18 protein-coding genes and 5 tRNA genes are annotated in these 20,415 nt (G+C 70.6%); 12 read left to right on the top strand and 11 right to left on the bottom strand.

The genetic code is table 11. From position 1 onward, the window contains the following. Positions 1-63: 63 nt before the first annotated feature. The 8 genes from HZS56_RS18525 to HZS56_RS18490 all read right to left on the bottom strand — a co-directional run bounded on the left by HZS56_RS18525 (position 64) and on the right by HZS56_RS18490 (position 10,960). Positions 64-645 carry a GTP-binding protein gene (locus HZS56_RS18525; protein WP_009314218.1) on the bottom strand — a complete coding sequence of 194 codons (582 nt, stop codon included), beginning with the start codon at positions 643-645 and terminating at the stop codon, positions 64-66. After that, entirely contained in the window at positions 626-1,198 is a 573-nt protein-coding gene (locus HZS56_RS18520) for a DUF742 domain-containing protein (RefSeq protein WP_216721810.1), read from the bottom strand. The genes HZS56_RS18525 and HZS56_RS18520 overlap by 20 nt, the downstream gene beginning before the upstream one ends. 94 nt (positions 1,199-1,292) lie before the next feature. Next, positions 1,293-1,706, bottom strand: a complete 414-nt coding sequence (locus tag HZS56_RS18515) for a roadblock/LC7 domain-containing protein (protein ID WP_004983065.1) — start codon at positions 1,704-1,706, stop codon at positions 1,293-1,295. 10 nt (positions 1,707-1,716) lie between these two features. Further along, positions 1,717-5,013 (bottom strand): nitrate- and nitrite sensing domain-containing protein, encoded by a 3,297-nt coding sequence (locus HZS56_RS18510; RefSeq protein WP_216721809.1) that lies wholly within the window; start codon positions 5,011-5,013, stop codon positions 1,717-1,719. A gap of 414 nt (positions 5,014-5,427) precedes the next feature. Then, entirely contained in the window at positions 5,428-6,003 is a 576-nt protein-coding gene (locus HZS56_RS18505) for a GTP-binding protein (RefSeq protein WP_055469383.1), read from the bottom strand. Further along, the gene (locus HZS56_RS18500; protein ID WP_003973454.1) at positions 5,984-6,382 is read right to left on the bottom strand and encodes a DUF742 domain-containing protein; all 399 of its coding nucleotides are present in this window, start codon (positions 6,380-6,382) and stop codon (positions 5,984-5,986) included. Before HZS56_RS18500 ends, HZS56_RS18505 begins: the two co-directional genes overlap by 20 nt. Positions 6,383-6,493: 111 nt before the next feature. After that, positions 6,494-6,907, bottom strand: a complete 414-nt coding sequence (locus tag HZS56_RS18495; RefSeq protein ID WP_003973453.1) for a roadblock/LC7 domain-containing protein — start codon at positions 6,905-6,907, stop codon at positions 6,494-6,496. A 9-nt stretch (positions 6,908-6,916) separates the two neighbouring features. Next, complete coding sequence (locus HZS56_RS18490; protein ID WP_216721808.1) at positions 6,917-10,960, bottom strand: nitrate- and nitrite sensing domain-containing protein; 4,044 nt, start codon at positions 10,958-10,960, stop codon at positions 6,917-6,919. Positions 10,961-11,562: 602 nt separating this feature from the next. Between HZS56_RS18490 and HZS56_RS18485 the strand changes: the two genes are divergently transcribed. From HZS56_RS18485 to HZS56_RS18470, 4 genes are all read left to right on the top strand, one after another. Further along, positions 11,563-11,751, top strand: a complete 189-nt coding sequence (locus HZS56_RS18485; RefSeq protein WP_216721812.1) for a hypothetical protein — start codon at positions 11,563-11,565, stop codon at positions 11,749-11,751. Positions 11,752-11,920: 169 nt separating this feature from the next. Beyond that, positions 11,921-12,697, top strand: a complete 777-nt coding sequence (locus HZS56_RS18480) for a fumarylacetoacetate hydrolase family protein (RefSeq protein WP_216721807.1) — start codon at positions 11,921-11,923, stop codon at positions 12,695-12,697. After that, positions 12,690-14,174, top strand: a complete 1,485-nt coding sequence (gene gltX, locus HZS56_RS18475; RefSeq protein ID WP_216721806.1) for a glutamate--tRNA ligase — start codon at positions 12,690-12,692, stop codon at positions 14,172-14,174. Before HZS56_RS18480 ends, gltX begins: the two co-directional genes overlap by 8 nt. 107 nt (positions 14,175-14,281) lie before the next feature. Then, positions 14,282-14,677: a RidA family protein gene (locus HZS56_RS18470; RefSeq protein WP_216721805.1), complete on the top strand. Its 396-nt coding sequence runs from the start codon at positions 14,282-14,284 to the stop codon at positions 14,675-14,677. A gap of 40 nt (positions 14,678-14,717) precedes the next feature. Here HZS56_RS18470 and HZS56_RS18465 read toward each other — a convergent pair whose 3' ends face one another. After that, positions 14,718-15,008 (bottom strand): DUF3800 domain-containing protein, encoded by a 291-nt coding sequence (locus HZS56_RS18465; RefSeq protein WP_216721804.1) that lies wholly within the window; start codon positions 15,006-15,008, stop codon positions 14,718-14,720. Positions 15,009-15,247: 239 nt separating this feature from the next. On the opposite strand from HZS56_RS18465, the gene HZS56_RS18460 reads away from it, so the two are divergent. From HZS56_RS18460 to HZS56_RS18435, 6 genes are all read left to right on the top strand, one after another. Next, positions 15,248-15,982: an HAD family hydrolase gene (locus tag HZS56_RS18460; RefSeq protein WP_216721803.1), complete on the top strand. Its 735-nt coding sequence runs from the start codon at positions 15,248-15,250 to the stop codon at positions 15,980-15,982. Positions 15,983-16,075: 93 nt separating this feature from the next. After that, positions 16,076-16,147 (top strand) — tRNA-Gln (locus HZS56_RS18455). A 40-nt stretch (positions 16,148-16,187) separates the two neighbouring features. Next, positions 16,188-16,260 (top strand) — tRNA-Glu (locus HZS56_RS18450). Between the two features lie 62 nt (positions 16,261-16,322). Next, a tRNA-Glu gene (locus HZS56_RS18445) sits at positions 16,323-16,395 on the top strand. A 20-nt stretch (positions 16,396-16,415) separates the two neighbouring features. Beyond that, positions 16,416-16,487, top strand: a tRNA-Gln gene (locus tag HZS56_RS18440). Positions 16,488-16,531: 44 nt separating this feature from the next. After that, positions 16,532-16,604, top strand: a tRNA-Glu gene (locus HZS56_RS18435). Between the two features lie 47 nt (positions 16,605-16,651). Here the strand turns inward: HZS56_RS18435 and HZS56_RS18430 are convergent. Further along, a complete protein-coding gene (locus HZS56_RS18430; protein ID WP_216721802.1) occupies positions 16,652-17,296 on the bottom strand; it encodes a MerR family transcriptional regulator in 645 nt (214 codons plus the stop codon). 81 nt (positions 17,297-17,377) lie between these two features. Here HZS56_RS18430 and HZS56_RS18425 point away from each other — a divergent pair, with 81 nt between their 5' ends. After that, on the top strand, positions 17,378-17,959 hold the full coding sequence (locus HZS56_RS18425) for a DUF4188 domain-containing protein (protein WP_216721801.1): 582 nt from the start codon (positions 17,378-17,380) through the stop codon (positions 17,957-17,959). A gap of 110 nt (positions 17,960-18,069) precedes the next feature. Here the strand turns inward: HZS56_RS18425 and ndgR are convergent, their stop codons facing one another. Next, positions 18,070-18,786 (bottom strand): IclR family transcriptional regulator NdgR, encoded by a 717-nt coding sequence (gene ndgR, locus HZS56_RS18420; RefSeq protein WP_121749358.1) that lies wholly within the window; start codon positions 18,784-18,786, stop codon positions 18,070-18,072. A 195-nt stretch (positions 18,787-18,981) separates the two neighbouring features. Here ndgR and leuC point away from each other — a divergent pair, with 195 nt between their 5' ends. Continuing rightward, the gene (gene leuC, locus HZS56_RS18415) at positions 18,982-20,412 is read left to right on the top strand and encodes a 3-isopropylmalate dehydratase large subunit (protein WP_216721800.1); all 1,431 of its coding nucleotides are present in this window, start codon (positions 18,982-18,984) and stop codon (positions 20,410-20,412) included. Positions 20,413-20,415: the final 3 nt, after the last annotated feature.

Below are 20,415 nucleotides of genomic sequence, written 5' to 3'. Positions count from 1 at the left end.
GGCAACGAAAGCGCCCCCGGCAGCCCGACAGGGCCGCAGGGGGCGTCACTCAACCCGGCGCGGCTAGCGCAACCGCGCCATCAGCGCATGCTCCACGAGGGTGATCAGCGCCGACTTCGCGTCGGCCCGGTGCCGCGCGTCCGTCGTGATGATCGGGGTGTCCGGGCCGATCTGCAGCGCCTCCCGGACCTCGTCCGGATTGTACGGCTGCTGTCCGTCGAAGCCGTTGAGCGCGATGACGAAGGGCAGGCCGCTGTTCTCGAAGTAGTCGACGGCGGGGAAGCAGTCGGCGAGCCGCCTCGTGTCGACCAGGACGATCGCCCCGATGGCGCCGCGCACCAGGTCGTCCCACATGAACCAGAACCGGTCCTGGCCCGGGGTACCGAAGAGGTACAGGATCAGGTCCTGGTCGAGCGTGATGCGGCCGAAGTCCATGGCGACCGTCGTGGTCGTCTTATCACCCGTATGGGTGAGGTCGTCGATGCCCGCGGACGCGGATGTCATCACGGCCTCTGTACGCAGCGGATTGATCTCCGAGACAGCGCCGACGAACGTGGTCTTGCCCACGCCGAAGCCGCCCGCCACCACGATTTTCGCCGAGGTGGTGGAGCGGGAAGGACCGCCGCTAGAGCTTGCGAAGTCCACTGAGCACCCTTTCGAGCAGTGTCACGTCTGGCTGCCCGCCGGCGCTCTCGTCGCCGCCGGGCTGATGGATGGCGACCAGTCCCGCCTCCGCCAAGTCGGCGACGAGGATCCTGGCCACGCCGAGAGGGATCGTCAGGAGGGCCGAGATCTCGGCCACCGACTTGATCTCCCGGCAGAGGTTGCAGATCCGCTGATGCTCGGGCAGCTGGCCCTGCATCTGGTGCGGCTGCGCGGTGGTGTGCACCAGCGCCTCGATGGCGAGCTGGTACCGGGGCCTGGTGCGGCCGCCCGTCATGGCGTACGGGCGCACCAGGGGGTTGTTCGACGCCCCTGCGGGCGCCGGCTCAGGGGTGCGGCGCTGCGGCTGCACGGGCTGGATGCGCGGAGCGTGCGGCTGGTCGTACGGCGAGGGACCGGGGCCCTGCGGCGCGTACGGCTGCCGGTGGCTGGGCACGGAGGGGTAGCCGAAGTCGTTCGCCGAGCCGTGGCCCGGTCCCTGACCGGGGCCGTACGACCAGTTGCCCGATGACGGACCGCCTGCGGGTGTTCCCACTTTTTCCTCCTCCGACTGTGCCTGGCACCCATCTCTGTGGAGCCGCGTCCCGAAACTTTACGGCCACGGGACGCCAAAACGCACCGTCTGTCCTTTAGTTGAGAAGGCTCCCTTGGAGCTCCGCCCGCAGATCCGGGGTCAGAACCGTGCCCGCACGGTCCACCAGAAGGGCCATCTCGTACCCAATGAGCCCGATGTCCGCCTCGGGGTGTGCAAGAACCGCGAGGGACGAGCCGTCCGAGATGGACATGATGAAGAGGAATCCGCGCTCCATCTCCACAACCGTCTGATTCACGCTGCCGCCCTCGAAGATGCGCGAGGCACCGGCGGTCAGCGAGGTCAGACCGGAGGCGACGGCCGCGAGCTGGTCGGCACGGTCGCGCGGGAACCCCTCGGACATCGCCAGAAGGAGTCCGTCGGCGGAGACCACCACCGTGTGGGACACCCCCGGGGTGTTGTCCACGAAGTTGGTGATCAACCAGTTCAGGTTCTGCGCCGCCTGGCTCATCGGGCTCACACTAACGCTCCTGGTTGTAGGTGCTGTCAGGACCACGGTGTTCGTTCCTTGCGTCCTGGCCGTTCGTTTCACTGCCTGCGTTGCGGCCTCGCTCGACGCCGCGCCGCAGGTTGCTCAGCCTGCCCCGGACGTCCTCCGGGGCGCGGGAGACCTGGGGGCCTCCCTGTGGAGTGGTTTCGGCGGCGCCCTCGACCAGGTTGGCCTTGGGAACCCGCCGCGGCAGACCCGAGGAGGTCACCCCGCCCGCCTTGGGCTTGCGCAGCGCCGAGGCCTGCTGCCAGCGGTCGTCGTTGGCCGACCGCCAGTCGTCCTCGCCGCCCGTGCCGGCGGCGGCCGGTGTCTCCTGGCCCACGTGCCCCGCACTGCCGGCGCCGCTCGCGGTGGATCCGCGGCGGGGCAGGCCGGCGTCGGTCAGCTCGTGGGCGGCGGAGGGCGCCGGGCCCGGACGGTCGAAGCCTACGCGGTCCGCCTCGTTCACGTCAGCGGCCTGCGCGGAATGCGCCCCGGGAGCACCGGACGGGTACTGGTCCGGATAGCCGTTCTGATAGCCGTCCTGCTGGGGCCAGTCGTCCTGGTAGCGCCGCTGTTCGAAGGCCGAGTACGCCTCCGGGCCGCCGGAACCGGCCTGCTGCTGTGCGCCCGGGCCCTGGTCCGCGTAGGAGGTGTCCGGGAAACCGCCGTCGGCGGACGGGGCGTAGCCCTCGCCCTGCGGCGGGCCGCCGTTCGGCGCGTAGTACTGCTCCTCGTACGACGCCTGCTGGGGCTCCTGGTACGCCTGCTGGTGGTCCGCGTACGCCGACTGCTGGTCGTACCCGCCGTTCTGCTGCTCCGGGTAACCCTCCCGGGCGGGGTCGTAGCCGGGCTGTCCGCCGGCGAACGGGTCCTGGAAGGAGGGCGCCCCCGCGTTCTCCGTACCAGCCTGGTCCGCCGGGCCGGGCAGCTCGGGGTGCGACTGGGGGGACTGGGACTCCAGGGCCGCGCGGCGCTCCTCGCGCATCAGCGACCGGCCGACCGGGTCGAGCTCGCGTATGTCGTCGGGGACCTCCGCGTACCGGCTGTCGTCGAAGCCCAGTTCGGCGGCGGTGCGCATGGGCTGACCGACCTGCGAGAAGTTCTCGCCATGGAAGGCCTGCTCCGGGATGATCTGCGAGACGGTGAACTCGTCGCGCTGCTGCTGCTGGTCGCCGCCGCCACCGTGGGTGATGGCGTCCGGCAGCATGACCAGCGAGGTGGTGCCCGCCTGCTCGCCGGAGGGGCGGAGCTGGACGCGGATGCCGTGCCGGTCCGACAGCCGGCCGACCACGAACAGGCCCATGCGCTGCGAGATCGCGGCGTCCACGGTCGGCGGGTTGGCCAGCTTGTGGTTGATGTCCGCGAAGTCCTCGGCGGTCAGGCCGATGCCCTTGTCGTGGATCTCGACCATCACACGGCCGTCGGGCAGCCGGGTCGCGGTGACGCGCACCTTGGTCTGCGGCGAGGAGAACGTGGTGGCGTTCTCCAGCAGCTCCGCCAGCAGGTGCACGAGGTCGGTCACGGCCCGGCCGTGGATCTCGGCCTCCGGCACGCCGGACAGCTCGATGCGCTCGTACTGCTCCACCTCGGAGGAGGCGGCGCGCAGCACGTCGACCAGCGGAACCGGCTGGTCCCAGCGGCGGCCGGGCTCCTCGCCCGCGAGGACCAGGAGGTTCTCGCCGTTGCGGCGCATACGGGTGGCGAGGTGGTCGAGCCGGAAGAGGTTCTCCAGCTGGTCCGGTTCGGCCTCGTTGTTCTCCAGTTCCGTGATCAGGCTCAGCTGGCCCTCGATCAGCGACTGGTTGCGGCGCGACAGGTTGGTGAAGATCGCGTTGATGTTGCCCCGCAGCAGGGCCTGCTCGGAGGCGAGCCGGACCGCCTCGCGGTGCACCTGGTCGAAGGCCCGGGCGACTTCGCCGATCTCGTCCTTCGTGGCGATCGGGATCGGCTGGACCCGGGTGTCGACCCGGCCCGGGTCGGTGCGGGAGAGCTGGTCGACCAGCGTCGGCAGGCGCTGCTCCGCGATGCCGAAGGCGGCGTTGCGCAGCTGGCGCATGGAGCGGCTCATCTGGCGGGCCACCATGCCGGCCAGGATGAACGCGGCGAGCAGCGCGACGACCACCGCCGCGCCCGTGATGTAGGCGTCCCGCTCGGCGTTGTCCGCGATGGCGGACGCCTCGGACACCGCGTTGTCGGCCAGGTCCGACTCGATCTTCTCGTACGCGTCGAACTTGAGGGTGTTGACCGTCCACCAGTTCTCCGGCGTGATGCCCTGCCCGGCCAGCTCCGCCCGGGCGGCGGTGTCCGTCGAGTCGAGACCGGCCAGTGCGGAGATCATCGTGGTCGGGTTGGACGGCGGCGCCACGTAGTCCGGGTCGTTGGCCTTGGCCTCCTTGGCCATGGCCGCGCCGTCCTTCTTCACCTTGGACTCGGCGTCCTCGAGCTTCTGCGCGTCCGCCTCGGTGCCGCCGCCGATGTACTCCTCGACCGCGATGCGCTCGAGGTAGGCGTAGGAGGAGAGGGCGACGCGCTGGCTGGCGAGGTGGGCGGGCTCCGGACCGGGCTTGACCAGCATGTGCATGCCGATGGAGCGCTCCAGGGAGAGCGCCGCCTTGGTCAGGGAGATCGCGTAGACGGTACGGCCGTAGGAGGTGATGTTGCCGGTGCCCAGACCGAGTTCGTTGGCGAACTCCATCAGGGGGTGGGCGACGCCGGTGTAGCCCTCCTCGGTCTCCACGCCCTTGAGCTTGGCCGTGTACGCGGCCGTGCGCAGCGTCTGGAGCTTGGGCTCCTGCGCGCGGAACACCTTCAGCCGGCGTTCCAGACCGGCCTTCGCGGGCATGCCCTGGGCGGCCTCGTCGAAGGTGTCGGCCGCTGCGTCCGTCGCCCGGCGGGCCTCGGTGACGGTCGTGTCGTCCTCGCCCTTGCCCTGGAGCAGCGGGGCGGCGGTGACGTCGCGCTCGTTGTAGAGGGCGTTGGCGTAACCCAGGGAAGCCCGCACCAGGCGGGCGGTGCTCTCGGCGTCCTCGGCGTCCTGCCACGTGTCGAGCGAGCTCTTCACCTGGAAGCCGCCCATGACCAGGCCGACCAGCACCGGAAGGAGCAGGATCGCGTTCAGCCGGGTGGTCACCCGCCAGTTGCGCGGAGAGAGGCGGCCACCACTCTGTACGGGCTCGGCCTGGGGTTCCGCAGCGGGCGCGGGGGCGGGAGCGGCCGCTGCTGTGCGCGGCGGCGGGGTGAAGTTGCCCCGGGCCGACGCCTCGGGACCGTTCTTGCTTCGCCTCACTCGACCAACAACCTCTCGGCGGTCGGCACCTGTGTCGTGCCGCTGTGTCTCAGAACCCAGTCCGTCATCGAGTACGTGCTACTGCTGAGTACGTCTTTGACCATTGGGCAGTTCTGGCATTCCAGCACGACGGCCAGCGCTCTTCCAAACAATGGAACGGGAGGGTTACACGTGATGTAAACCTCGCGTAAAACGGTCATAAAGAGCGAGGCCCGCCAAAAGACGGGGCGTTTGTGCGCGCAGCGAGACCGGTTGACCGCGACGCGTGTCGGTACCACCCGATTCCTCTGCCGAAACGTTATGAACACCGGAGCCGACCGTGTCAAAGGACACAGCCGGCTCCGTCTCGTCTACGACAAGTGCCGTAGGACCCTGCCGACTTGGCTGCGATCTTGGTTGGTCCTGTCCGTGGACCTACCGTAGCCGGGCCATCAGCGCATGTTCCACCAGGGTGATCAGCGCCGACTTCGCGTCGGCCCGGTGCCGCGCGTCCGTCGTGATGATCGGGGTGTCCGGGCCGATCTGCAGCGCCTCGCGCACCTCGTCCGGCGTGTAGGGCTGCTGCCCGTCGAAGCCGTTGAGCGCGACGACGAAGGGCAGGCCGCTGTTCTCGAAGTAGTCGACGGCGGGGAAGCAGTCGGCCAGCCGGCGGGTGTCGCACAGGACGACCGCGCCGATGGCACCGCGCACCAGGTCGTCCCACATGAACCAGAACCGGTCCTGACCCGGCGTACCGAAGAGGTACAGGATCAGGTCCTGGTCGAGCGTGATGCGGCCGAAGTCCATGGCGACCGTCGTGGTCGTCTTGTCCCCGGCGTGTGTGAGGTCGTCGATCCCCGCGCTGGCCGAGGTCATCACGGCCTCGGTGCGCAGGGGGTTGATCTCGGAGACGGCGCCCACGAACGTGGTCTTGCCGACGCCGAAGCCGCCGGCCACCACGATCTTCGCGGAGGTGGTCGCCCGGCCCCCGTCAGAGCTTTCGAAGTCCACTGAGCACCCTTTCGAGCAGTGTCACGTCCGGCGCACCGCCGTTGTTCTCGTCGCCGCCGGGCTGGTGAATGGCGACGAGTCCGGCCTCCGCGAGGTCCGCGACCAGAATCCGGGCCACACCCAGGGGCATCGCAAGCAGGGCCGACACCTCGGCCACCGATTTCACCTCGCGGCACAGATGGCAGATGCGCTGGTGCTCGGGAAGCAGCCCCATGAGCGCTGCCGGGTCGGCCGTCGTACTGATCAGTGCCTCGATGGCAAGCTGATAGCGCGGCCTGGTCCGGCCGCCGGTCATCGCGTAGGGACGTACCAGCGGCTGGTCGCCCTCGTCCTCGTACGGCTCCGCGTACGGATCATGAGAGGCGGTGGGCGGGGTCATGGATCCTCCGGGCGGGACAGCATGTCGGTCAGTCAAGCCGTCTGACGAGGCCGGTGGGGGGTTTGTGGCGGCCGGACGGTGATTTGGTAACACGGGTGGTGCCGGGGCCGATCAGTGGAGCAGACTTCCTTGTAGCTCGGCGCGCAGGTCGGGTGTGAGGACGGCACCCGCGCGGTCGACGAGGAGTGCCATCTCGTAGCCGACGAGGCCGATGTCGCACTCCGGGTGGGCGAGGACGGCCAGGGACGACCCGTCCGAGACGGACATGAGGAAGAGGAACCCCCGTTCCATCTCCACGACCGTCTGCGCCACGTTGCCGCCCTCGAAGATCCGGGACGCCCCGGCGGTCAGCGAGGTCAGCCCCGACGCGACCGCCGCGAGCTGGTCGGCGCGATCGCGCGGGAAGCCTTCCGACATGGCCAGAAGAAGTCCGTCGGCGGACACGACGACGGTGTGGGACACCCCTGGGGTGTTGTCCACGAAATTCGTGATCAACCAGTTGAGGTTCTGTGCCGCCTGGCTCATCGGGCTCAACTAACGCTCCTGCTGGTGAGTGGGCCGCGGATAGCTGCCGGTCTGGTTGTTCCCGGCCTGACGGCCCTGTGCGATTCCCCGACGGAGATTGGTCAGCCGGCCGCGCACGTCGTCGGGCGCGCGCGAGACCGCCGGACCGCTCTGGTGCGACTGCTGCTGAGCCGTCCCCGGGACCAGGTTGGCCCGGGGGACCCGGCGCGGGAGGCCGGAGGTGGTGACCCCGCCCGCGGCCGGCTGCCTGACGCGCTCCGCCTGCCGGACGAGGTCGTCGTTCGGCGAGCTGCGCCAGGCGGAGGTGGCGGGCCGCTGCGGGGCCGCCGGGGTCTGGGGCTGGGGAGCCTGCGGCTCCGGCGTCGCGTCCGGGGCGCTCTGCTGCGTCCTCGCCTCGCGGTCGCCGTGGAACCAGTTGGTCTCCAGCGTGTCGTACAACGGCGTACGTCCGTCGCCGGGGCCGGAGGCCGGGGGCAGTGCCCAGCCGTCGGCGGGCCGCTGCGGGGGCTGCACCGGAGTCCCGTTGGTGTTGTCCCGGCCTGCGGGCTCCTGGCGGAGGGACTCCCGGCGGACCGGCCGCTGCGGGGCCGGCGGGCGCGGGGCACCGAAGTCGTTGCTCCCCTGCGCGCCGTTGACCTGCGGACGTTCGAACTGGCCGGTGCCGGACGGGTCCTGACGGTCCGGCAGATGGTGCTGTCCGGTCGAGCCGTTGTCGTAGCCCTGGGCGCCGGCGAACCGGTCGGCGCGGCCGGGGACGCCCGGACCGGCCTGCGGGGACGGGCCGCCGAAGACGTCCGAGCGGACGAAGGTTCCGCCGCCCTGCGGCGGTGCGGTCGGCTCGGGCCGCGCGAACTGGTCGTTCTGCGGAGCGTCCGTGCCGCCCCGGCCGTACTGCTCCCGGCCGTACCGGTCCTGGCCGCCGTACTGGTCCTGCCCGCCGTACTGGTCCTGGCCGTATCCGTCCTGGGCGTACGCGTCCCGGTTCTGGTCGTACTGGCTCTGGTCGTACCCGTTCGGGTTCTGGTCGTACTGGTTCTGGCCCGGCACGGCGAACTGGCCCGTGCCCTGCGGCACTTCCTGGCGCGGCGCCGGGGCGTCGAAGTCGGGGCGGGCGAACTCGGCCGTCGACGCGGGGGACTGGGGTTCGTCGAAGCGCGGCACCGCCGGCATCTCCGCCGTGGAACCCGGACCCTGCCGGTCGTCGAAGTCCGGTGTCCGGCCGGTGCGGGGGCCGTCCGGCTCCTCGTGGCCGCGCGGCGCGTCCAGCGAGGCGCGCTGCGGCGCGTTCTCCTCGCTCCAACTCGGCACGCGGGGCTGCGGGTTGCCGCCGGGCAGCTCGGCCCGCGGGCCTCCGCGCGGCGGCAGCTGCGGACGACGGCCCTGCTCGGCGTCCCCGTTGTTCGGGTTGTTCGGGCGCTTGCCGCGCTGCGGGGGAGCCCCCGGAGGGCGGGTGCCGCCGAACATGTCCTGGCCCTGGGGGGCGTTGCCCTGCGGCGCGTTCATGCCCGCGGCCTGCAGGCCCTGCGGAGCGCCGGGCGCCTGCCCCTGGCCCGCACCGGCTCCCGCACCTGCCGGAGCCGGACGGTTCTGCCGGCCCGGGCCCGCCGGGGGCTGCTGCCCACGCGGTCCGCCCAGTCCGCCCGGTCCTCCGGGGCCGCCGGGTCCGTTCGGTCCGCCGGGACGGCCGCCCGCGTCGCGCCCGGGCAGTGCGGCGCGCGGCCCCTGACCGGCACCGAGCCGGCCACCCGGGGCGCCGGCACCGGCGCCGCCGCCGAAGGCACCGCCCGCGAGTGCGCCCCCGCCCTGTCCGCCGCGGCGGGCAGCGGCGACGCCTGCGGCCGCCTGGGCGGCGGCCGGACCGCCGTTGCCCGAGGGGCCCTGGCCCGGCTTGGGCTGCGGCTTGCGGCCGCCCTGCGCGACATCGACCGGCAGCATGACCAGCGCGGTCGTACCGCCCGAGTCGGACGGGCGCAGCTGGATCCGGATGCCGTGGCGCTGGGAGAGGCGGCCGACCACGAACAGGCCCATGCGGCGGGAGACGGAGACGTCCACGGTGGGCGGCGAGGCGAGCCGCTCGTTGATCGCGGCCAGGTCCTCGGGCGAGAGGCCGATACCGGTGTCGTGGATCTCGATCAGCACCCGGCCGTCGGGCAGCGCGTGACCGGTGACCTTGACCTTGGTCTGCGGGGAGGAGAACGATGTCGCGTTCTCCAGCAGCTCCGCGAGCAGGTGCACGAGGTCGTTGACCACGCGGCCGGCGACCTCGGTGCTCGGCACGGAGGCCAGTTCGATGCGCTCGTACTGCTCCACCTCGGAGGCGGCGGCACGGAGCACGTCGACCAGCGGCACCGGACGCGTCCAGCGGCGGCCCGGCTCCTCACCGGCGAGGACGAGGAGGTTCTCACCGTTGCGGCGCATGCGGGTGGCGAGGTGGTCGAGCTTGAACAGCGAGGACAGCTGGTCCGGGTCGGCCTCGCGGGACTCGAGTTCGGAGATCAGCGACAGCTGGCGCTGGATGAGGCCCTGGGAACGGCGCGAGAGGTTGGTGAACATCGCGTTGACGTTGCCCCGCAGCAGGGCCTGCTCGGCGGCGAGGCGGACCGCCTCGCGGTGCACGTCGTCGAAGGCCGCGGCCACTCGGCCGATCTCGTCCCGGGAGTGCACACCGACCGACTCCACCGAGGTGTCGACGTCCTGCGGGTCGGTCTCCGAGAGCTGCTTGACCAGCTCGGGCAGGCGGTCCTGGGCGACCTTGGTCGCGGTGTCCTCGAGCCGGCGCAGCGAGCGGATCATGGACCGGGCCACGACGAAGGCGCCGACGAGCGAGACGCCGAGCACGAGCAGGATGACGACACCGGAGATGATGGCCTCGCGCTGCGACTCGTTGCGCAGCTCGCGGGCCTGCTGCTCCATGTCCTCCAGGAGCTTCAGCTCGATGTTCTTCATCTGCTGGATCTTGGTGGAGCTGTCGTCCAGCCAGTCCTGGTACGACTGGGGCTTCAGGTCGTCCAGGCCGTTGACCCGCCCCAGGGCGCGGCCGGCGTACTGGTCGGACGCCTCGATCACCGAGTTGCCCTCGGAGATCGGCTTGAGGAGGTCCTCGGAGCCGCTGCCGTAGATGCTGCCGAAGCTGCGCAGTTCGGAGGTCTGGCTCTGGAGCGCGGACTGGGCGTACAGCCGGTCGTTCTCGGCGAGGTCGCCCTTGCTGTCGGTGTTCGCGGGCAGCGCCGCCGCCAGGACCGCACGCTGGATCGACGCGTACTCCTTGGCCGACGAGAAGGCCGACAGGGCGCGCGTGCGCTGGATCATGTCCGGGTTGCTGGTCGCCTCCGCCATGTCCTGCGAGAGGTCGAGCAGGTGGGTGATCAGCCGGTGGTAGGCCTCGACCGTCTGGGTCGAGTTCCCCTTGGCCGTGTACGCCGAGGTGCGGATCTTGTTCAGGTCGTTCAGGTCGCTGGCGAGGCCGACCAGGCTGTCCCGGACGCCGACGAGGTTGCCGTCCTTGCTGGCGGCGTCGATCTCCTCGGAGTTGTCGAGGAAGTTCTTCAGCGCCCGGTCGGTCTTCTCGCGGTCGCCCTTGACGGTGATGGCGCCGGAGGTCGAGCCGTGGGCGAGCGGACCGGCGGACTGGTCGCGCTCCTCCTGGAGTGCGGCGGCCAGCTCGGTGGCCTGCTTCGTCATCTCCGTCAGCAGCTTCATGTTGTCGAGCTGCTGGATGTCGTCCAGCGACTGGTTGATGCGCAGCCCGCCCAGCGAGGTGGCCGCGACCACCGGAAGTGCCAGCAGCGACACCAGGCGGGTGGAGATCCGCCAGTTGCGCAGGGCTATTCGCGGGCCGGGGCCGGTCGAGCCCTTGGCCGGCTTGGCGGGCGGCTTCTGGTCACCAGTGGACGGGCCCGCCGCCTGGCCGGCGCGCTCCCCACCGTCGCCGGACTGGGCCTGACCCGGGTTCTGGGCGTGCTGGGGCGAGGAACCGACGGCCTTGGGGCCAGTCCCGCCGTGCGGCTCCGGCTCGGCCGAAGCGCTGCCATCCCTCTTGAAACGTCCCTGCACTAGCGTCGCAACCTCTGGACCAGGCGCCCCTCCGCGTGAACGGCGGGGCACGGTGTCGGCGTCTTGGGGGCGCCCTGAATACGCCCCCGTGGTGGTCGTGAGTGACCGGCGCTGGTTCCCCCTTCTCGCCGCCGCGCGGCGCTGGTGTGCGCCCCCTGCGCGCCGGCTCGATCCCGCGGCGGTCCGTGGAATTCCAGCACAGTGCAGGATCTCCAACAAGGCCCGTGGGGCACCCCGTGAGATAGGTGACAGCACGTGAGGGCCGGATCACCTCATGTAGAAGATGATCACCCGCAAAAAGGGCGTATGCCCATGAGTCGACGAGGTCCGGAGCGTGTCCCAGTCGACATGATCAGGAGCGGAATGATGTCTTCAGATGCGCAATGTCTGCTTCGTCCGGGTGTCGCCTGTGCGTCGATTGACCGGTTTGACCCTTGATAAGTGAGGAAACTCACACGGTGATCACGTGCCCTCCCCGAGTCGGTGGGGAATTGCATGTTTAGCCTGGCGCTTTACAGAGAAGGCAAAACCGACAACCCGCGCCCTCGCAGGGACCCTTGGCGGCCCCTCGGGCGCCCCGAACGACAAGGCCTCGTACAACCGTGAAGACGACGACGATGTTCCACAAGATCGCCAACCCGCGGCGCACGACGCTGGCGCACCTCGACGGTGCCGACGACCTGCAGGCGCCGGAGCAGCCGGAGCACGCCGTCGAGCTCCCCACCCAGACCGCCAACCCCCGGCGCACCATCCTCATGGAAGCCCCGGTCACCGCGGCCGCCGCAGAGTAGTACGAGACCGGGCCGCCCTCCGTTCAGCGGCCCGCGCACCCCGGCGCCCCGCACCCCGCACCGTCCCCCTTCGGGCCCACGACGCGGGAATGCGCGAGGCGCCCGCCCCCTGCCGCGTTAGCCTGGAGCGTCAGACTCCAGCCAGCTCAGTCAAGGGGCCAAGCAACCCGTGCGCATCGCCAGGTTCTCCATCGACGGGAACGTCGCCTTCGGCGCGGTCGAGGGCGACCAGCCGGACCAGCTCGTCCTCGACATCATCAAGGGCATCCCGTTCGCGGACTTCGAGCTCTCCGGCACCAAGGTGCCCCTGAGCAAGGTGCGGCTCCTGCCGCCGGTACTCCCCAACAAGGTCGTCGCCTTCGGCCGCAACTACGCCGAACACGCCCGCGAACTGGGCAACGAGGTGCCCGACGCCCCGTTCGCCTTCTTCAAGCCGTCCACCTCGGTGATCGGCCCCGGCGACGCGATCCAGTACCCCTCCTTCTCCGAGGAACTGCACCACGAGGCCGAACTCGCCGTCGTCATCGGCCGCATGTGCCGCGAGGTGCCGCGCGAGCGCGTCAAGGACGTGATCTTCGGCTACACCTGCGCCAACGACGTCACCGCCCGCGACGTGCAGCGCCGCGAGAAGCAGTGGGCCAGGGCCAAGGGCTTCGACTCCTCCTGCCCGCTGGGCCCCTGGGTGGAGACGGACCTGGACCCGTCCGACCTGACGATCCAGCTCACGGTCAACGGCGGCCAGCGCCAGCTCGGCCGCACCGGCGAGATGATCCACTCCATCGAGGATCTGATCGTCAACATCTCCGAGGCGATGACGCTGCTGCCCGGCGACGTGATCCTCACGGGCACCCCGGCCGGCGTCGGCCCCCTCAACGTCGGCGACGAGGTCGCCGTCACCATCGAAGGCATCGGCACTCTCACCAACAAGGTTGTCAAGCGTGGCTAGCGCATCCGGCTCTCCCGTACGCGTCCGTTTCTGTCCGTCCCCCACCGGCAACCCCCACGTGGGCCTGGTCCGCACCGCCCTGTTCAACTGGGCCTTCGCGCGCCACCACCAGGGCACGCTGGTCTTCCGCATCGAGGACACCGACGCGGCCCGCGACTCCGAGGAGTCGTACGAGCAGCTCCTGGACTCGATGCGCTGGCTGGGCTTCGACTGGGACGAGGGCCCCGAGGTCGGCGGCCCCCACGCGCCGTACCGCCAGTCGCAGCGCATGGACATCTACCGGGACGTCGCCGCCAGGCTCCTGGACGCCGGCCACGCCTACCGCTGCTACTGCTCGCAGGAGGAGCTGGACACCCGCCGCGAGGCCGCCCGCGCCGCCGGCAGGCCCTCCGGCTACGACGGCCACTGCCGCGACCTGACCGACGCGCAGGTCGAGGAGTACACGTCCCAGGGCCGCGAGCCCATCGTCCGCTTCCGGATGCCCGACGAGCCGATCACCTTCACGGACCTGGTCCGCGGCGAGATCACCTACCTCCCGGAGAACGTCCCGGACTACGGCATCGTCCGCGCCAACGGCGCTCCCCTCTACACGCTCGTCAATCCGGTCGACGACGCGATGATGGAGATCACCCACGTCCTGCGCGGCGAGGACCTGCTCTCCTCCACCCCCCGCCAGATCGCCCTGTACAAGGCACTGATCGGGCTGGGCGTCGCCAAGGAGATCCCCGCCTTCGGCCACCTGCCCTACGTCATGGGCGAGGGCAACAAGAAGCTGTCCAAGCGCGACCCGCAGTCCAGCCTCAACCTCTACCGCGAGCGCGGCTTCCTCCCCGAGGGCCTGCTCAACTACCTCTCCCTGCTCGGCTGGTCCCTCTCCGCCGACCAGGACGTCTTCACGATCGACGAAATGGTCGCGGCCTTCGACGTCACCGACGTGCAGCCCAACCCGGCGCGCTTCGACCTGAAGAAGTGCGAGGCGATCAACGCCGACCACATCCGCCTTCTGGAGATCAAGGACTTCACCGAGCGCTGCCGCCCCTGGCTGAAGGCCCCCGCCGCCCCCTGGGCACCCGAGGACTTCGACGAGGCCAAGTGGCAGGCGATCGCGCCGCACGCGCAGACCCGCCTGAAGGTCCTCTCCGAGATCACCGACAACGTCGACTTCCTCTTCCTGCCGGAGCCGGTCCTCGACGAGGCGAGCTGGACCAAGGCGATGAAGGAGGGCTCCGACGCCCTCCTGACCACGGCCCGCGCGAACCTGGCCGCCGCCGACTGGACGTCCCCCGAGTCCCTCAAGGAGGCCGTCCTGGCCGCCGGCGAGACCCACGGCCTCAAGCTCGGCAAGGCCCAGGCCCCGGTCCGCGTCGCCGTCACCGGCCGCACCGTCGGCCTGCCCCTCTTCGAGTCCCTTGAGGTCCTGGGCAAGGAGAAGGCCCTGGCACGCATCGACGCGGCACTGGCGCGGCTCGCGGCGTAACCGGCAGCGTGGTTGAAGGGCGGCGTCCGTACGGGCGCCGCCCTTCGCGTACCCCGCCCGGGCCCCTCCGACCGGCGCCGCGGGCTCGCCGCCCGCACACTGACGGCATGCGCCGTGAGGACATCGCCCCACGCTTCTTCGGGGACCGCCTGGCCTACAACCGGGCCGTGCTCGTCGAACAGCCCCGACGCTGGCTCGTGGTTGCCGGCCACGAGGCCCGGGATGACGAGGGCGGCATCGCCGCCGTGGGTGACGTGCGCGGCCAGATCCGGCTGACCTTCCGGCGTCTGGCCGAGACGCTGGACAAGGCCGGGTTCGCCCTGAGCGACCTCGTCCAGATCAGGATCTTCACCGTTGACATCGAAGCGGTGACGGCTGCCTACGACGCCATACTGAGCGAACTGGCCGCCGCGGACTGCCGCCCGGCCAGCCTGCTGGCTGAGGTCCGGGCCCTGTCCGACCCGCGGATGCTGGTCGAGATCGAGGGCCTTGCCGCGCAGTAGGCGGGGGCCTGCCCATGTCCCGGTGCCGTTCGGTTTCCGCTCAGGGAACGAGCGGCAGGCCACCGTCCGGTTCAGGCTGCGGCCGCTCGGGTGCGGGATAGACGCCGGACTCGTCGAACGCCAGCCCCTCCTGGATCACCTCGGAGAGCTGCTCGGCACTCCGTAACTGCGGCCGATAATGCTTCTTGACGTCGAGGAAAGCCCAGGTGAGAGACTTGACGTGGGATCGCGGCACGGTGAATCCGCCGACGACGAGGACCGGAGGGGCGTCAGGTCTCGCGGGATCGATCGTCTGCCCGTTGCCCGCCTCGTCGATGTAGCAGAGATGCACCGAGACCTCCCCGGGAACGGATCGCGAGCCAGGATCCGCACGGCCCGGTCGAGACGGGTCCGGCGCTCGCCGGGCAGGGCCTCGTACGTCGCGTGGGCCTCAACGGTGAAATGGACGCGGTGTTCGGGCATGGTGGGTTCGGCACTTTCGCTCGTCGGTCCGCCCAAACCAGGGCACCCCTCCCTGCCCGGGCCGCCGAAGAGAACCCGTGCCATCCGATGTGGGGTTACCGTCGGATCATGAGCATTCGCGCCGTGGTCTGGGACGTCGACGACACACTCTTCGACTACACCACCGCCGACCGCGAGGGCATGCACGCCCACCTGGTCGCCGAAGGGGTCCTCGCCGGGTACGGGTCGGCCGAGGAGGCGCTCGTGCGGTGGCGGGAGATCACGGAACAGCAGTGGGCGCGGTTCGCGGCGGGCGAGGTGGACTTCGTCACACAGCGGCGTGACCGCACCCGCGTCTTCCTGGGCAGTCCGGGCCTGACGGACACCGAGGCCGACGACTGGTTCCAGCGGTACCTCACGCACTACGAGTCGGCCTGGTCCCTCTTCCCGGACGTGCTGCCCGTCCTGGACTCCCTCGCCGACAGCCACCGGCACGCCGTGCTCTCCAACTCCAGCCTCACCGTCCAGGACCGCAAGCTGCGCGTACTCGGGGTGCACGACCGCTTCGAGGCCATCCTGTGCGCCGCCGAGCTGGGCGTCTCCAAACCCGAGGCCGGAGCCTTCGCCGCCGCCTGCGACGCGCTCGGGCTCGCCGCGTCCGAGGTCGCCTACGTCGGCGACCACCCGGAGATCGACGGTCGCGGCGCCCACGACGCCGGACTGCTCTCCGTGTGGATCGACCGCGGCGGCGTCCACGCGGCCGTCGACCCGCCGGCCGGGCCGCGCCGCATCGCCTCGCTCGCCGAACTTCCCGCGCTCCTCGGCGGCGATACCCGTTTTGGAGCCCCGTCCACCTTCGGGTAATGTTCTTCCTGCGCCGCCGGAGAGCGGGCCGGAAGGGCCGGGAACCGAAGGCGCAGCGCTAGAACAAGATCCCCCGAGGGGCTTGCGTTCCAGTGGCCTATGGTGTAATTGGCAGCACGACTGATTCTGGTTCAGTTAGTCTAGGTTCGAGTCCTGGTAGGCCAGCTCGCAGAGCTTATCTGCATCGCGGAGATCCATCCGCAAGGCCCCCGTTGTGTAGCGGCCTAGCACGCCGCCCTCTCAAGGCGGTAGCGCCGGTTCGAATCCGGTCGGGGGTACAGATCCTTCCCGCGAGGACAGCTCGGGTCGCTCCCGCTGTTCTCGATGCAGGATCGCTAGGGCCCCCGTTGTGTAGCGGCCTAGCACGCCGCCCTCTCAAGGCGGTAGCGCCGGTTCGAATCCGGTCGGGGGTACGAACTGGTCTAAACCACATTGGTCTATGGTGTAATTGGCAGCACGACTGATTCTGGTTCAGTTAGTCTAGGTTCGAGTCCTGGTAGACCAGCTCGGATCTGCGGCGAGGCAGTATGGAACGCCAGCATGATCCACGCCCCCGTTGTGTAGCGGCCTAGCACGCCGCCCTCTCAAGGCGGTAGCGCCGGTTCGAATCCGGTCGGGGGTACGTCAGTCCCAAGGGGGCTCTCGCTGAGGCGGGAGCCCCCTTGGCCGTTACTCGATGCCGTACCGCCGGGCCGACTCCTCCTCCTGTGCCAGCCGGTGCAGGGCCCGCAGTACCGGCTGGAAGAGCACTGCAGAGGCGACCGCCATCTCGACCTTCTCCGAGTCCTGGGCATGGGTCTCCAGGAAGTCCAGGTCCCTCCGGGCCGCCTCCATCATCAACTCGCCGTAGGGCGCCATCAGTTCCGCGTCCCACGGATAGTCGAGGCGACGCAGCCCGGCCACCGCCACCACGAGGGAGCGGTGCACGGGGGAGAGCGGGGCCAGTTCCCGGGAGGTCTCCCAGCCCAGCAGCTCAAGCAGTCGGTCCACCTCGACGCGGGCGGCGGCCACCGCCGGATCCGCCTCGTCCGGCTCCGGGTCCTGCGGCAGCGCCCACAGGGCCGCCCCCAAGCGGATGGTGCGGCCCAGCGACTCGTCGTCGACGTGCCCCAGCACCTCCCGTGCCGTGGCCACCGGCACCTTGCCGACCTGGATCAGTGCCCGCACCAGCCGCAGCCGGCGCAGATGGCCGTCGTCGTACTCGGCGGTGGTCGCGTTGATCTGCCGGCCCGGCGGCAACAGGCCTTCCCGCAGGTAGTACTTGATCGTCGCGGTGGACACCCCGCTGCGCTTGCTCAGGTCGGCCAGTCGCATTCCTTGCGCCCTTCTTTGAATAATGCCACTATCTAAACAGTGGCATTTGGATAGTGTCGCTCACCAATACGGGGAGGCGTCATGCCGAGCAGGACCGCGACTCGCACGACCGCTGCTGCCGAGGGGGACGTGACCGTCCTGCTCATCGGCATGCGGATCAACCACTTCTGGGCCGTGCATCACTGGCTGCCGGTCCTCCTGGCCATGGCGCGCATGCTCCGGGAGCTGGCGAAGAATCCGGAGCGGGGACTCCTGAGCCACGTACTGCTGACGGCCTCGCCGCGTACCTACTACGTCGTCCAGTACTGGGAGTCCAAGGAGAAGCTCTACGAGTACGCCCACTCGCCCGACATGTTCCACCACCGGGCCTGGGCGGCCGTCAACCGCAAGGAGCGCAAGGGTGAGGTGCGCGGCCACGTGGGGCTGTGGCACGAGGCGTACGTAGTGCCCGAGGGGTCGTACGAGTCGATCTACGGGGACATGCCCGCGTTCGGGCTCGCGGCGGCGCACGGACAGGTGCCGCTCGAACGGCGGGGCAGGCGTGCGCAGGACCGGTTCGCGTACCGGGCGCAGAGGGGTGCGGAGAGTGGCACGGGGGAGAGGGCCGAGAAGCGGGTGGTCGCCCCGGCCAGGACCCCGGACAGGACCCCGGGCAGGGGCTGAGGCGGGGGTTGGGAGACGGGGGCTGGGAACGGCACCGGGCCCGCCGCGGCGTTGAGGCGGGCCCGGTCGCCGGTCGTCGGTGTCCCTGGTGTACCCAGTGTCCCGAGTGGTCAGCCGGTGCGGCGCAGCGCCTCGGAGAGGCGGCCGGCGGCGTCGATGATCGCCTGCGCGTGCATCCGGCCGGGGTGGCGGGTCAGGCGCTCGATGGGGCCGGAGACGGACACCGCCGCCACCACGCGGTTGGAGGGGCCGCGCACCGGTGCGGAGACGGACGCGACGCCGGGCTCGCGCTCGCCGATGGACTGGGCCCAGCCCCGGCGCCGTACGCCGGACAGGGCCGTCGCCGTGAAGCGGGCGCCCTGGAGACCGCGGTGGAGGCGCTCGGGCTCCTCCCAGGCCATGAGGATCTGCGCCGAGGAGCCGGCCTTCATGGTGAGCGTGGAGCCCACCGGGACCGTGTCCCGCAGGCCCGAAAGGCGCTCGGCGGCGGCCACGCAGATGCGCATGTCGCCCTGGCGGCGGTAGAGCTGGGCGCTCTCGCCCGTGACGTCGCGGAGGTGGGTGAGCACCGGGCCCGCCGTGGCGAGCAGCCGGTCCTCGCCGGCCGCCGCCGCCAGCTCGGCCAGGCGCGGGCCGAGGATGAAACGGCCCTGCATGTCGCGCGCCACCATGCGGTGGTGTTCCAGCGCCACGGCCAGGCGGTGGGCCGTGGGTCGTGCCAGTCCGGTCGCACCGACCAACCCCGCGAGGGTGGCCGGGCCGGACTCCAGAGCGCTCAGGACGAGGGCCGCCTTGTCCAGAACGCCGACGCCGCTACTGTTGTCCATGAAACGATACTCCCGTCTCACTCTGTGAAACGCAAGTTCAATTTTCCGTGGAACGCGCCACTCTGGAATGCACGAAGTCACAATGGCCCGTGACGAAAGGGCCTGGTGGCGGTTGCCCGGAAACGCAGGGGACACGGGCACCGCTTCCCCAAGATCTCTAGTTGGGTCGGCGCTTCGTCGGCCGGAGGGAAAGCGATGGGTAGGACACTCGCGGAGAAGGTCTGGGACGACCATGTCGTCCGGCGCGCCGAGGGCGAGCCCGACCTCCTCTTCATCGATCTGCACCTGCTGCACGAGGTGACCAGCCCGCAGGCCTTCGACGGCCTCCGCAAGAGCGGCCGTCCGGTGCGGCGGCGCGACCTGACCATCGCCACCGAGGACCACAACACCCCGACGCTCGACATCGACAAGCCCATCGCCGACCCGGTCTCCCGGGTCCAGCTGGAGACGCTGCGGGCGAACTGCGCGGAGTTCGGCGTCCGGCTGCACCCGCTGGGCGACGTCGAGCAGGGCGTCGTGCACGTCGTCGGCCCGCAGCTGGGACTGACCCAGCCCGGCACCACCGTGGTCTGCGGCGACTCGCACACCTCCACGCACGGCGCCTTCGGCGCGCTGGCGTTCGGCATCGGCACCTCCCAGGTCGAGCACGTGCTGGCCACCCAGACGCTGCCCATGGTCCGCCCGAAGACCATGGCGATCACCGTCAACGGCGAACTGCCCGAGGGCGTCACGGCCAAGGACCTGATCCTGGCGATCATCGCGAGGATCGGCACGGGCGGCGGCCAGGGCTACGTCCTGGAGTACCGCGGCGAGGCCGTCGAGAAGCTCTCGATGGAAGCCCGCATGACCATCTGCAACATGTCGATCGAGGCCGGAGCCCGCGCGGGCATGATCGCCCCCGACGAGACCACCTTCGCCTACCTCCAGGGCCGCCCGCACGCCCCCCAGGGCGCCGACTGGGACGCGGCGGTCGAGTACTGGAAGACGCTGCGCACGGACGACGACGCCGAGTTCGACGCCGAGGTGGTCATCGAGGCCGCCGAGCTGGCGCCGTTCGTCACCTGGGGAACCAACCCGGGCCAGGGCGCACCGCTCTCCGCCGCCGTCCCCGACCCCGCCTCCTACGACGACGCCTCGGAGCGCTTCGCCGCCGAGAAGGCCCTCGAGTACATGGGGTTGGAGGCCGGGCAGCCGCTGCGCTCCATCAAGGTGGACACCGTCTTCGTGGGTTCCTGCACCAACGGCCGCATCGAGGACCTGCGCGCCGCCGCCGAGATCGTACGGAGCCGCAAAGTCGCCGACGGCGTACGGATGCTGGTCGTCCCGGGCTCCGCGCGGGTCGGTCTGCAGGCCGTCTCCGAGGGCCTGGACGTGGTGTTCAAGGAGGCCGGCGCCGAATGGCGGCACGCGGGCTGCTCGATGTGCCTGGGCATGAACCCGGACCAGCTGGCGCCGGGTGAGCGCTCCGCGTCCACCTCCAACCGCAACTTCGAGGGGCGCCAGGGCAAGGGCGGCCGCACCCACCTGGTGTCGCCGCAGGTCGCGGCCGCGACGGCGGTCCTGGGCCACCTGGCCTCCCCGGCCGACCTGTCCGCCGCCGACGTCCCCACGCCCGCTGGAGTCTGAGAG

Source organism: Streptomyces mayonensis, assembly GCF_018982965.1.
GTDB classification, from domain to species: Bacteria; Actinomycetota; Actinomycetes; order Streptomycetales; family Streptomycetaceae; genus Streptomyces; species Streptomyces mayonensis.
This window is presented reverse-complemented; position numbering and strand designations above follow the sequence as displayed.

Bases quoted from the DNA above. Each gene is read 5' to 3' on its own strand.
- HZS56_RS18515 (WP_004983065.1), bottom strand. From the start codon at position 1,706: ATGAGCCAGGCGGCGCAGAACCTGAACTGGTTGATCACCAACTTCGTG.
- HZS56_RS18500 (WP_003973454.1), bottom strand. From the start codon at position 6,382: ATGACCCCGCCCACCGCCTCTCATGATCCGTACGCGGAGCCGTACGAG.
- HZS56_RS18495 (WP_003973453.1), bottom strand. From the start codon at position 6,907: ATGAGCCAGGCGGCACAGAACCTCAACTGGTTGATCACGAATTTCGTG.
- HZS56_RS18470 (WP_216721805.1), top strand. From the start codon at position 14,282: ATGCGCCGTGAGGACATCGCCCCACGCTTCTTCGGGGACCGCCTGGCC.
- HZS56_RS18460 (WP_216721803.1), top strand. From the start codon at position 15,248: ATGAGCATTCGCGCCGTGGTCTGGGACGTCGACGACACACTCTTCGAC.
- HZS56_RS18430 (WP_216721802.1), bottom strand. From the start codon at position 17,296: ATGCGACTGGCCGACCTGAGCAAGCGCAGCGGGGTGTCCACCGCGACG.
- HZS56_RS18425 (WP_216721801.1), top strand. From the start codon at position 17,378: ATGCCGAGCAGGACCGCGACTCGCACGACCGCTGCTGCCGAGGGGGAC.
- ndgR (WP_121749358.1), bottom strand. From the start codon at position 18,786: ATGGACAACAGTAGCGGCGTCGGCGTTCTGGACAAGGCGGCCCTCGTC.
- leuC (WP_216721800.1), top strand. From the start codon at position 18,982: ATGGGTAGGACACTCGCGGAGAAGGTCTGGGACGACCATGTCGTCCGG.